At 64.8% G+C, this 11,955-nt stretch carries 12 protein-coding genes; 6 read left to right on the forward strand and 6 right to left on the reverse strand.

Annotated elements, in window-relative coordinates:
- Window positions 1-612 precede the first annotated feature (612 nt).
- From VGV07_RS00810 to VGV07_RS00825, 4 genes are all read left to right on the forward strand, one after another.
- Window positions 613-1,716, forward strand: a complete 1,104-nt coding sequence (locus VGV07_RS00810) for an ABC transporter substrate-binding protein (RefSeq protein ID WP_326866774.1) — start codon at window positions 613-615, stop codon at window positions 1,714-1,716.
- 62 nt (window positions 1,717-1,778) lie between these two features.
- Window positions 1,779-2,552, forward strand: coding sequence for an ABC transporter ATP-binding protein (locus VGV07_RS00815; protein WP_326866775.1), 774 nt, complete (start codon window positions 1,779-1,781; stop codon window positions 2,550-2,552).
- Entirely contained in the window at window positions 2,545-3,360 is an 816-nt protein-coding gene (locus tag VGV07_RS00820; RefSeq protein ID WP_326866776.1) for an ABC transporter permease, read from the forward strand. Before VGV07_RS00815 ends, VGV07_RS00820 begins: the two co-directional genes overlap by 8 nt.
- 40 nt (window positions 3,361-3,400) lie before the next feature.
- Window positions 3,401-4,750, forward strand: a complete 1,350-nt coding sequence (locus tag VGV07_RS00825; protein ID WP_326866777.1) for an NtaA/DmoA family FMN-dependent monooxygenase — start codon at window positions 3,401-3,403, stop codon at window positions 4,748-4,750.
- Between the two features lie 197 nt (window positions 4,751-4,947).
- On the opposite strand, the gene VGV07_RS00830 is transcribed toward VGV07_RS00825, so the two are convergent.
- The gene (locus VGV07_RS00830; RefSeq protein ID WP_326866778.1) at window positions 4,948-5,541 is read right to left on the reverse strand and encodes a PadR family transcriptional regulator; all 594 of its coding nucleotides are present in this window, start codon (window positions 5,539-5,541) and stop codon (window positions 4,948-4,950) included.
- A gap of 110 nt (window positions 5,542-5,651) precedes the next feature.
- On the opposite strand from VGV07_RS00830, the gene VGV07_RS00835 reads away from it, so the two are divergent.
- Together VGV07_RS00835 and VGV07_RS00840 are read left to right on the forward strand one after the other, a co-directional pair.
- Window positions 5,652-6,134 carry a flavin reductase family protein gene (locus tag VGV07_RS00835; RefSeq protein ID WP_326866779.1) on the forward strand — a complete coding sequence of 161 codons (483 nt, stop codon included), beginning with the start codon at window positions 5,652-5,654 and terminating at the stop codon, window positions 6,132-6,134.
- Window positions 6,112-6,549, forward strand: a complete 438-nt coding sequence (locus VGV07_RS00840) for a riboflavin kinase (RefSeq protein WP_326866780.1) — start codon at window positions 6,112-6,114, stop codon at window positions 6,547-6,549. Before VGV07_RS00835 ends, VGV07_RS00840 begins: the two co-directional genes overlap by 23 nt.
- 151 nt (window positions 6,550-6,700) lie before the next feature.
- Here the strand turns inward: VGV07_RS00840 and VGV07_RS00845 are convergent, their stop codons facing one another.
- The 5 genes from VGV07_RS00845 to VGV07_RS00865 form a co-directional block, all read right to left on the reverse strand.
- Window positions 6,701-7,441 carry a GntR family transcriptional regulator gene (locus VGV07_RS00845; protein ID WP_326866781.1) on the reverse strand — a complete coding sequence of 247 codons (741 nt, stop codon included), beginning with the start codon at window positions 7,439-7,441 and terminating at the stop codon, window positions 6,701-6,703.
- Between the two features lie 2 nt (window positions 7,442-7,443).
- Window positions 7,444-8,331 carry a carbohydrate ABC transporter permease gene (locus VGV07_RS00850; RefSeq protein WP_326866782.1) on the reverse strand — a complete coding sequence of 296 codons (888 nt, stop codon included), beginning with the start codon at window positions 8,329-8,331 and terminating at the stop codon, window positions 7,444-7,446.
- A gap of 7 nt (window positions 8,332-8,338) precedes the next feature.
- Window positions 8,339-9,283, reverse strand: a complete 945-nt coding sequence (locus tag VGV07_RS00855) for a sugar ABC transporter permease (RefSeq protein WP_326866783.1) — start codon at window positions 9,281-9,283, stop codon at window positions 8,339-8,341.
- A gap of 190 nt (window positions 9,284-9,473) precedes the next feature.
- On the reverse strand, window positions 9,474-10,712 hold the full coding sequence (locus VGV07_RS00860; protein WP_326866784.1) for an ABC transporter substrate-binding protein: 1,239 nt from the start codon (window positions 10,710-10,712) through the stop codon (window positions 9,474-9,476).
- Between the two features lie 33 nt (window positions 10,713-10,745).
- Window positions 10,746-11,834 (reverse strand): sn-glycerol-3-phosphate ABC transporter ATP-binding protein UgpC, encoded by a 1,089-nt coding sequence (locus VGV07_RS00865; RefSeq protein WP_326866785.1) that lies wholly within the window; start codon window positions 11,832-11,834, stop codon window positions 10,746-10,748.
- Window positions 11,835-11,955: the final 121 nt, after the last annotated feature.

Here is an 11,955-nt window from a genome sequence, read left to right on the forward strand (position 1 = left end):
AGCTCACCCGCATCCGCTACGTCGGGCTGCTCAAGGCCAGTGCTCAGGTTACCCTGAGCGCCATCGCCTTCAACCTCAGGCGATGGGCTGCCATCACGGCCTAGCCACGTCCGGTGACCGCCAAAACACTGCCCAGACCCACTACTGAGCAGCCAAATCCCGACCGAGCCGCCGCACAGTCCAAGCCTACAGCTCAACCTCCAACCGCCGCCTACTGTGCAACAGCCCCCTTGTGGGAGAAGGTGCCCGAAGGGCGGATGAGGGGTTCTCTCCGCGTACTCCAGTCGCTCGTCACTTGCGCTCCGAGCGCGCTACACTGCGTTGCGCGGACCCCTCATCCGGCGCTGCGCGCCACCTTCTCCCACAAGGGGAGAAGGCAAACGGTGCCAGTTGCGGCCATACGCGATTGCCTCTGGCGGCGAAGTGCCCGCGCACCGTTGCCAGAACGTCGCCCCCTCCTAACCACTTCCACTACCAACTCAATCCACAACCATCGCACCCCATCCGCCCCGACTTATCCCCATCCCAACTAAATAAGTTTGCATAGTCAAATTTGATTGGTTACGAATGTGCGTCCGTTGGAGGTAACGGACGTGACTTTGGGAGGACTCCTTGTCTCGTGAAACCAACCGGGCCGGGCGCGTGCGCGCTGGCCTGCTGCTGAGCTGCGCCTCGTTGGCGCTGACCCTTGCCGCCGGCGCCGTGCAGGCGGCCGACGAACTGCCGGCCAACGTGCTGATCAGCGCCGAAGAGTGCGCCCGCAACCAGGCCGCCGGCACCATCACCTACATTTCGGGCTACGGTTACTCGGCCAGCGCCGGCCAGGTCGACGTGTTCCTCGCCAAGGAACTCGGCTATTTCGATGCGCTGTGCCTCACTGTCGATATCAATGCGGCGGGCGGCAATGGCCAGTTGCTGGTGTCCTCGGGCCAGGCGCAGTTCACCGCTCTGGGCTCGGCCTCCGATGTGATGCTGGCGGCTGCCAACAGCCGCAACCTCACCGCCGTCGCCACCTATGGCAGCACCTCGCCCTTCTCGATCTTCACCAACGAGGCGGTGAAAAGCCTCAAGGACCTCGAAGGCAAGCGGCTGGGCTACTTCATCAACATCACCCCGATCGCCGCGGCGATGCTCGATGCCGCAGGCGTCGACATGTCGAAGGTCGAGCTGATCAAGATGACCAACTACGATCCCACCGTGGTCACCCGCGGCCAGGTCGATGCCATTGTCGGCTATGCCTCGAACCAGCCGCAGACGCTGAAGGCCATGGGCCTGCCGTTCAACCAGTTCCTGCCCGCCGATCTCGGCCTCTCCGGCACCTACAACGTCATGGAAGTGAACTCGAAGTTCCTCGCCGAGCACCGCGAGGTGGTCGCCGATTTCATGCGCGCGAGCCTCAAGGCGCTCGAGTTCTGCCTCGCTGAGGAAGACGAGTGCGTCGATATGATCAGCAAGCTCGCTGCCGACAACAACCAGGGTTCGGCCTTCCCCAGGGATCAGCAGGCTCGCACCTGGGGCGTCGAGTCCGAGTGGGTGCGCACCAGCCAGTATGGCGCGCCGGGCGTCCAGACCATCGCCGAGTGGGAACCCGAGTACCAGATGGTGCAGCAGTTCGGCGGGCTGAAGAACCCACCGCCGCTCGCCGAGATGATGGATCCCGATCTCGTTGCCTCGCTTTATGCCGATGGCAAGCTGATCTGGCCCGAAAACAAGTGATCGCGACGATGCCTGCAGCCTCTCATTCCCAGAGCGCTTACCCCGCCCACGAGGAAATCGGGGTGGAGGTGACGAACGTCACCAAGAGCTTCGGCGGCGAGGAGTCCCGGGTAACGGTGCTCAACGGCGTGTCGCTGTCGATCAAGAAGGGCGAGTTCGTCTCGCTGATCGGGCCGAGCGGCTGCGGCAAGTCCACCCTGCTCAAGGTTGTCGCGGGGCTTTCCGAAGCCAATGGCGGCAGCGTCTCGATCAACGGCAAGTCGGTGCGGGAAGCTGCCAAGGACAAGGCCATCGGCCTTGTGCCGCAGTCTCCCGCACTGCTGCCCTGGCGCACCATTCTCGACAATGTCAGCCTGCCGATCAGCATCAACCCCGGCGCCAATGCCGGCCGCAAGCTCCGCGATCCCAAGGAGATCCTGCAGAGCTTCGGCCTCGGCCATGCGCTCGATCGCTATCCGGCGCAGCTCTCGGGCGGCATGCAGCAGCGCGCTGCCATTGCCCGCTCCTTCGTCTTAGATCCCGAGATCCTGTTGATGGATGAGCCGTTCTCGGCGCTCGACGAGATGAACCGCGACCAGCAGCGCATGGGGCTGCTCGATTTCTGGCAGTCCAACCGCAAGTCGGTGCTGTTCGTCACGCACTCGGTGCCCGAGGCGATCATCCTCTCCGATCGTATCGTACTGATGGCTTCGCATCCGGGCCGCATCGCCGAGATCATCGATGTCGATCTGCCGCGCCCGCGCAACGAAGCGCTCTACGCCACCGACGCCTTCCGCGATCTCGAAGGCTATGTCCGCTCTGCGCTCCGCAAGGTGATGGAGGCTGCCCGTGTCTGACACCGTTGCAACTGCACCCCGGCGCGCCGCACCCGGCTTCACCATGGCCCGTATCGTCTTCGACTGGGGACCGCCCGCGGTCACCTTCGTCATCGTCGCCGTGCTCTGGCAACTGGTGGCGCTCAACAATCCTTACGTGCTGCCGACGCTTGACGCGATCGGCAACAGCCTCGCCAGCGACCCCGGCATGTACTGGGCAAACCTGCTCGTGACCTGTCAGGAGATCGTCATTGGCGCCGGCGCCGGCATCATCTGCGGCTTCCTTCTGGCCGTGGCGATGAGCGAGCTGCCGATCGTCGAGAAGGCGGTGATGCCGCTGATCGTGGTGATCATGGTGACCCCGGTCGTCGCCATCGCCCCGGCTTTGGTCGTCGCTTTCGGCTTCGGCATGCTGCCCAAATACATCGTCACCGGCCTCGTGGTGTTCTTCCCCATGCTGGTCAACTCGCTGGCCGGCCTCAGGGATGTCGACCAGAAGGCGCTCGACGTGTTCAAGACCCTCCATGCCAGCCGCTGGGAGATCTTCCGTGATCTCCGTCTGCCCGGCTGCATGCCCTTCGTCTTCGCCGGCCTCCGCATCGCCATGCCACTGGCGGTGGTCGGCGCTGCGGTGGCCGAGTTTGTGGCCGCCGGCCAGCAGGCAGGGCTGGGTTCGCTGGTGACCATCGCAGCCGCCCAGGCCAACCTGCCCGTGACCTGGGCGAGTATCGCCCTGCTCTGCCTGCTCGGCGTGCTGCTGGTTTCCCTTCTGGCCCTGCTGCGCAAACGCCTCCTCTGGTGGAGCGACGAGGACGTCATCGGGCGCTGAGGCGCCCGATCCGGACCCAACTCTGACGAAAGACATTGCGATGAAGAAGCTACGCTTTGGGCTGTTTGAAAACGCCCAGACCAACGACTCCGGCACGTCCACCTGGCGCCACCCGGACAGCGAGCGGCACAATTTCGACCGGCTCGACTACTGGGTGAAAATCGCCCGCATCTGCGAGGACGCCAAGCTCGATTTCCTGTTCCTCGCCGACGCCTGGGGCTGGGCTGACGTCAAGGGCACGCGCCCAGACATCAGCACCACCGAGGGGCTCGACCTGCCGCGGCTCGACCCTGCCATCGTCGGTGCGGCGCTGATCGGCGCCACCGAAAAGCTCGGCATCGTCATGACCGGCTCGACCCTGCTCGAGCAGCCCTATGCCTTTGCCCGGCGCATGCAGACCCTCGATCATCTGTCGAACGGCCGCATCGGCTGGAATGTCGTCACCACCGGCACGGCCGAGACCGCCGTCGCCGCTTTCGGCGTGCCGATGGTAGCCCATGACGAGCGCTACAACATGGCCGACGATTTCATGAGCCTCGTCTACAAGCTGTTCGAAGGCGCCTGGGAGCGCGATGCGCTCGAGCGCGACAAACAAGGGCGCTACGCCGACCCGGCCAAGGTGCACCGCATCGCCCATGACGGCCCGTATTTCCGCTCGCATGGCTTCGGCAACACCGCTTATTCGCCGCAGGGCACCCCGGTGCTGTTCCAGGCCGGCTCGTCCGACCGCGGCAAGCAGTTCGGCGGCAAGCACGGCGAGTGCATCTTCCTCGGCGGCGGTTCGATCGAAAAGCTCGCGGGGCAGGTGAAAGCCATCCGCGACGAGGCTGCCGCCAATGGCCGCGACCCCAACTCGATCAAGCTGATGAGCGCCTTCTCCTGCGTCGTTGCGCCGACCATCGAAGAGGCGCGCGCGAAGCACCAGGCCATTCTCGACGCCCAGACCCCGGACGTCGCGGTCGCCTCCTACGCCTGGTTCACCGGCCTCGATCTGTCGTCCTACGATCCCGCGACCAAGATGAGCGCGCTCCATACCGAGCTGTCGCAGACCCAGGTGGCGCGCTTCGGCGACAAGACCGTCGGCGATGTGCTGAAGGATTGGCACGCCCATGGCGTGCGCACCAACCCGTTCGTCGGCACCCCGGACCAGATCGCCGACATCATGTGCGAAATGGCGGAAGGCGCGGACCTCGACGGGTTCCTGTTCACCCCGCTGATCCAACCCACCTCGACGCTGGATTTCGTCGAGCAGGTGATGCCGATCCTTCGAGCTCGCGGCGTCGCCGCCTCCGACTACGAAGGCGACAGCCTGCGCGAACGGCTGGTGGGCACCGAAAGCCCGATCCTCCGCCCCGATCATCCCGGCGCCAGCCACCGCCAGCTGCAGTGATGCGGTTAGGGGCTCGGGACCGTGTCGAAGGTAAGCGTCGCGACTGCCCCTCCCGACCCTCTCCCAGAGGGGAGAGGGGGCGATGTGGCGCTGCTCGTGCAAAATGCGTCCCCTACCGGCGAGGGCTACGCCCTCGTCCGGGCCCCCTCTGGGGAGAGGGTCAGGGTGAGGGGCAGTTCAAGCAATCAAGAAGTGCTTCAGCGGTCTCCCGCCGGCTTGGCCGGAACTTCGTCGGCAAACGTATACGCACCCGCGAGGATGCGGTCGTAGAGCCCGCGGGCCCATTCCTGCTCGGCCCTGAGCCGCAGCGAGGAGAGCTCGAAGATCTCGCGCACATAGGCCGGCGTGGTGGTCGATTTGGCCACGTCGCCGATGTCGAAGCCGTTGCTCGCGACCTTCGCATCGATCTCGGCGATGCGCACCTTCAGCGCCGCCACCACTTCGGCGCGGCTCAACAGGAACATGAACGAGGTCAGCGCCATCACCGGCTTGGTGTCGAAGGTTTCGACCGTCCACAATGTCTGGCGCAGCAGCCGCATCAGTTCGACCACGCCATTCGGCGTGGTCTGGTAGATCGTCCGCTCCGGGCGCTTGCCGGCCGCCTCGGTGCCGTTCTCCTGGATGTAGCCGTCCTGCTTCAGCGATTTGAGCGCGTTGTAGATCGAACCAGGCTGGATGTTGGCCCATTCGTCGACATGCCAGGTCATCAACTCGCGGCGCAGAAAGTAGCCGTGCACCGGCTCGAACTGGCGCACGGCGCCCAGGACCACCAGACGGGTGATGTTCGACATGAGGGCTCCTGAAACCGGGTGTCGGGGCGGAAGGTGCTTGTCTCCCCCTAACAAATTGACTAGCTTCAGTCCAACTAATCAAATTTGACTATATGGAGATCCCGGTGCAAATGAGTGAGGCGACGCTGGCCCTCAGGAGGGCCTTCTCGATGTTCCCGACCGGCGTCGTCGCCATGTGCGGCATGGACGTTGGTGAGCCCGTCGGCATGGCGGTGAACTCGTTCAGTTCGGTGTCGCTCGACCCACCGCTGGTCTCGGTTTGCGTGGCGCGGCAGTCGTCCACCTGGCCGCGGCTCGACCGCCTGCCGCGCATTGGCCTCAGCGTCCTCGGCTCCAACCAGGAGCGGCTCTCCCGACAGCTGTCATCGCGCCACGGCGATCGTTTCCAGGGCGTCGAGTTCGAGGCCACACCAGACGGTGCGCTGTTTATCAAGGGCGCGGCGCTCTGGCTCGATTGCGCCATCGCCCACCGTCTCGAGGGCGGCGACCACGAGATCATTCTGCTCGAGGTCAGGCACACCGAACTGTTCCCGCACATCCAGCCGCTGGTTTTCCACCAGAGCCAGTATCTTGCACTCTCCAACGCGTCCTGAGCTTTATCCGCTAGGCCTCGTCATCAGCGGGACGGTGGTCCACGGCGAAAAACGCGGTCGCGCCATGGGCTTTCCCACCGCCAATATCGAGCTGGTGCTTGGCAACCCGTTCCCTGCCGAAGGCGTCTATTGCGGCCTCGTGCGGCTGTCGCGCCGCGAGATACTCTATGGCGCGACCGTCAGCGTCGGCACCAACCCGACCTTCCCCGATATCGCCTCGCTCCGCGTCGAAGCCCACATCCACGATCTCGATGAGCAGCTCTACGGCCTCAGCGCCGAACTCCACCTGTTGCACCGCCTGCGCGACATGCAACGCTTCGCCAGCGTCGAAGAGCTGATCGCCCAGATGGAGAGGGACGTGCTGCAGTCACGGCAGTTGCTCGCGGCTACCCTTGAGCGTGCAGCGTCGGGCTAGCGAAACCACTGCAATCGGCCCCACCGCCTGTCATCCCATTTCTCGGCCCGCACCACGGGAGAGTTGGGTCCCTGCTTTCGCAGGGATGACATCCGGTGGGTGGTAACGGTCGGGTCCAACCAGGACTCCGATGCCTTCAAACGGCGATTGCCTAGTGCTCCGCCCCGGCGCTCTCGCGTACGAAATACTCCGGATGCGCTGCGCGGATCACGTCGAGCTCGTGCATCACCGAGGCGAGATGCACGGTCATGCTGTCGTCGGCGCCCTTGACGTCGTGCGCCTGCAGCCGCGCCAGGATTTCCTCGTGCTCGCCGACGATGAAATACATGTGCTCCTGGCTGAGCAGCGACAGCCGGCGGATACGGTCCATGTGGAACTTGGCTTCCCGCACGTCATCCCAGATGGTTTCGAACCCCGCCGCCTTGGCGATCAGCGAGTGGAAGCGGTCGTCCGACTGCAAAAAGTCCTGGTCGGCGCCGAGCCCGGCAAAGGCCTGCTGCAGCACGATCTCGCGCTTCAGGAGCGCCGCGATTTCCGGCGTCAGCCGCTCCGCTGCCAGGCGCGCGAGAGGACGCTCCAAGGCTTCCCGGATGAAGCGCGACTTGGCGATCAGGTTCTCGCTCAACGGCGATACGATGGTGCCGCGCTGCGGCAGGATTTCCACCAGCCCGCGCCGCGCCAGCCGGGCAAAGGCTTCGCGCACCGGGGTGCGGCTGACCCCGAACTCGGCGGCGAGCCGCGCCTCGGAGAGTTCCTGGAACGGCGGCAACTGCATGTCGAGGATCTGCTGCATCAGCCGGTCATAGACCTGGCTCGCCATCGAGCCACCATCCTGGCGCGTGCTGTAGCCGCCGTCGCTGCCGTACTCGGCCGTCGCCTTGGGCGCTTTCATTGTCACTTGGTCCCCAGCTGCAGCCCTGCCATGAAGTACTTCCTCAGGGCGATGAACAGCAAGACCGTGGGGATACTCGAAATCAGCGTCGCGGTAATCACCACGTTGGGTCCGAGTGTCGAATAGGTGCCCTGCAGCGATTGCAGCGCCACCATGATGGAACGCACCTCGATGCCGTTGGCGAGGATCGAAGAGAACAGGAGGTCGTTCCAGATGAAGGTGAACTGCAGGAGGAACAGCGCGATCAGCGGCCCCATGGCGTTGGGGACGATCATCGAGGTGAATACCCGCCATTCGCTGGCCCCTTCGATGCGCGCCGCCTCGTCCACCTCGCGGGTGATGGCGGAGAACGAGTTGCGCAGCACCAGCAGCGGGAAGGGGATGCAGATCGCCACATAGACCAGCAGCATGCCGAACCAGGTATTGATCAGGCCCACCCGCTGATAGCCGAACAGCAGCGGCACCAGGTACATCTGGAACGGGAACAGCGTGCCGGTGAAGATCAGCATGAACCAGCCGTTCGAGCCGATGAGGTGCAGCCGCGTCATCCCATAGGCTGCCGCCGCGGCGAAGGCCACGGCCAGCGCCCCGCCGATCAGCGCATAACTGAACGAGTTCATCGCCGCCTGGCCGAGATTGGCGATAGTCCAGGCCTGCACGGCGTTGTCGACGATCGGGGCCAGGCCCTCCGGCAGCTCGAGCACGCCCTTGGTGGCGTATTCCTGGGTGGTCTTGAACACCGTGACGAACAGGTAATAGAGCGGCGTCAGGTAGGCGATGGTGAGCACCAGGATCGGGATTACCAGCCAGCGGCCACCCTGCCGCTGCGCCCGCTTCTCCTTGTCGATCAGGCCCGAGATGAACGCCTTGTCGGTGATGTCGACTGCCATGATCTGCCTATCGGATGTTCTTGCTGACGCGCGCCTGCACCACCGCCAGCAGCGCGCTGACGGTGATCACCATGGCGCCAAGCACCACGGCCACGGCCGAGCCATAGGCCCAGGCGCCGTTCGAGAAGCTCTCGTAATACATGTAGACCGCCAGCGAGAGCGTGCGCTTGCCGGGGAACGAACTCGCCATCACCCAGAGCAGGTCGAAGGTGGTAAAGCCCGCCGCCACGTTGAGGATGGTGACCACCAGTACGGTCGGCAGCAGCAGCGGCCAGACGATGTGGCGGAAGATCTGGAAGTTCGAGGCGCCGTCGACGCGCGCTGCTTCAACCGGGTCCTTGGGGATGGCGGCGAGGCCGAGCAGCAGCAGCACCATGGTGATGCCGACCGTCTGCCAGACGAAGGTGACGATCACCGAGCCGGTGATGGTGGCGGGATCGAACAGCCAGCCGAAATCGAATGGCGTGCCGGTGATGCCGGAGACGGCCGAGTTGAGCACGCCGGTTGGTGCGTAGACATAGTACCAGATGGCGCCCACCGCCGTCGGCGCCAGCACGCGCGGCAGAAAGAACAGGCTCTTGAAGGTTTCCTGGAACGGGATATTCCTCAGCAGCAGCGCCAGCCCCAGGCCGACGGCAAGTGGAAACGCCACCGCGCCCACCACCCAGATCGCTGTATTGCCCAGCGCTTCGGAAAAATACGGCACGCGGAACAGCCGCGCGTAATTGTTGAAGCCGGCGAACTGGTCGAGCCCGGTGAATTTCTGCCACTTGGTGAAGCTGAGGATGACGTTGAACACCACCGGCAGCAACAGGAACAGCGTCACCATGGTCACCGCCGGGGCGATGAACAGCCAGGCCGTGCGCGTCTGCTGCCAGGCAACCCGGCGTTCGCGCCGGCGCGCGTCCTTCAGGATTTCCGGACTGATCAGGGCTGAGGCGGTGACGGGCATCGTCGGGCTCCGGGTAACAGACAGGCCAGTCGCACATGAAGAGCCACCGGGCTCTCGGTGATCCTCCACCGCAGAGCGGGGGAGGGGGACCAGCGAAGCTGGTGGAGGGGGCGGCAGGTAGCGCCGGCGTTTCCTTCCTCCAGGGGTGCCGGCCGCGCCGAAGCGCGACCAGCTGGGAGGACCCTGGAAGTTACTTGCTGGCCCAGTAGTCGGCGTTGATCGCCTGCATGTCGGCCATCGACTTGGCTGCCTGCTCGGGAGTCGGGTCGAACATGAAGGCGCCCATGGCGGCGACGAGGTCGCCCTGGATCTGGGAGGGCACCGCTTCCCACCAGCGGACCAGCGCCCGTGGCTTGGCGGCAGCAACCAGTTCCTTGTTGGCCTCGATGGTGGCGTTGGGCGCCTGGGCCTTGAGGTTGCCGTTATAGACCTGGACGGTCGAACCGAGCGCATTGGCGGCATCGGCCCCCATCAGCGACTGCACGGCCTTGCCCAGGTTCGGATCGGCATCGAGTGCCGCCTTCGACACGACGATCGGCGAGGCCTCGACGATCACCGACTGCTGCACATCCGGCGAAAGCGACGGCATCAGGAAGGTCTTGAAGTCCTTGCCCGGCTCCATGCCGGCTTCGGCGAACGAACCCGAGTGCCAGTCACCGACAAGGAACATCGCCGCCGACTTGTCGACGAAGTACTTCTGGTCGTCCTGCTCGCGCGGGTCGGTGAAGTAACCCTTGGCATACATCTCGCCCCACACCTTGAAAGCGTTCTGCACGTCCGGGCTGTCATAGGCGACCGAACCATCGGTGAGGCCGACAAACGAGTCGGGGTTGGTGCCGAGCACCAGCTGGCTGAACCAGATGAACGGCATCCAGCCGCCCGAGGCCGGCCCGTTGATCGGGGTGTATCCGGCCGCCTTCAGCTTGTCGCAGGCATCGATGAACTCCGCCCAGGTGGTCGGCGCAGCGGCAATGCCGGCCTTCTCGAAGGCTTCGGTATTGTAGAACATCACCCAGTTGGCGACGTTGAGCAGCACGCCGTAAGGCTTGCCGTCCACCGACACCAGTTCCTTCTGGTCGGCCGAGAAATCGCCGTCGGCGATCGCCTGGTCCCAGTAGGGGGTGAGGTCGGCGGCGATGCCGGTTGCCACGAGGTCGCTCAGCTGCTGGCCGTTCCACCAGGTGAAGAAGGCCGGAGCGTTGTTGCCGGCGATCGAGGTCTGCATGAACGCCTGGTACTTATCGGTCGGCGTGATTTCCTGCAGTTTGATCGTCGCGCCCGAGGCAGCGCTGGCGCCTTCGGCCAGCTTGGTCATGCCGGCGTTCCACGGGGTCTTGTCGGAGTAAAGGGCGAGATCGGCGGCCAGCGCCGTGCCCATCGATAGCGCCGCTGCAAAGCTCACGGCGGCAATAGTCCTGATAAACGACATGTCTCTCTCCCTTGTCGTTGTTCCCGCTGCGCCCTAGCGGAGCAGCGAATTCTGGCTTTCGTTGTCGAAGACGTGGACGCGCGCGCCATCGATGCGGAACTGCACCTGCTGGTTCGGCTCGAGGGCGCGCGGGTGCTGCATGCGTGCGACGATCTCGGTCCCGCCGAGCTCGGCAAACAGCAGGCTTTCGTTGCCGAGCATCTCGGCGAAACTCACTTCGGCGCTGAAGTCGGCGCCGAGCTCCGGTCGCGTGCCGTGCCCTTCCGGCACGATATCCTCGGGCCGGATGCCCAGCGTCACCGCCGTTCCCGCAGCCGGCAGGTTGAAGCGGTCGGCCGGTACGGGGACATTGAGCCCGGCGGCGCGGATGGTATTGTCCGGGCCGACCTCGGCCTTCAGCATGTTCATCGATGGCGCGCCCATGAAACCGGCAACGAACATGTTGGCCGGCCGCTCGAACACCTCGAGCGGCGTGCCGATCTGCGCCACCCGGCCGTCGTTCAGCACCACGATCTTGTCGGCCAGCGTCATCGCCTCGACCTGGTCGTGGGTGACGAACACCACCGTGGCGCCGAGCTGGCGCTGCAGCCGCTTGATCTCGATGCGGGTCTGGTTGCGGAGCTTGGCGTCGAGGTTGGAAAGCGGTTCGTCGAACAGGAACACTTTCGGCTCGCGCACCATGGCGCGGCCGATGGCGACACGCTGCCGCTGACCACCGGACAACTGGCTCGGCCGGCGGTCCATATAGGGATCGAGCCCCAGCATCTTGGCCGCCTCGCCGCGGCGCCGGGCGATCTCGTCCTTCGGCACGCCGCTGATGCGCAAGCCGAAGCCGAGATTGTCGCTCACGCTCATATGCGGGTAGAGCGCATAGGACTGGAACACCATCGAGATGCCGCGGTCGCGTGACGGCAGGTCGTTGACCAGCTTGCCGTCGATCTTCAACTCGCCATGCGAGATCGTCTCGAGCCCGGCGATCATCCTGAGGATCGTCGATTTGCCGCAGCCGGAGGGCCCGACCAGCACCACGAAAGTGCCGTCCTCGATGTCGAGGTCGACGCCCTTGATGGCGACGAACTCGCCGTAGATCTTGATGATGTCCCGGAGGGTAACGGTTGCCATGGCGCCTCTTATCGTCCGGCTGGGTCGGCGTAGCGCATCTCGGGCTGGATCGAGTACCAGTCCGGACGCTGCGGATCGCGGTCATAGGTGTAGCCGCCGACCTCGCGGTAATAGGCGGCGT

This window comes from Devosia sp. (assembly GCF_035944845.1).
Lineage (GTDB): Bacteria > Pseudomonadota > Alphaproteobacteria > Rhizobiales > Devosiaceae > Devosia_A.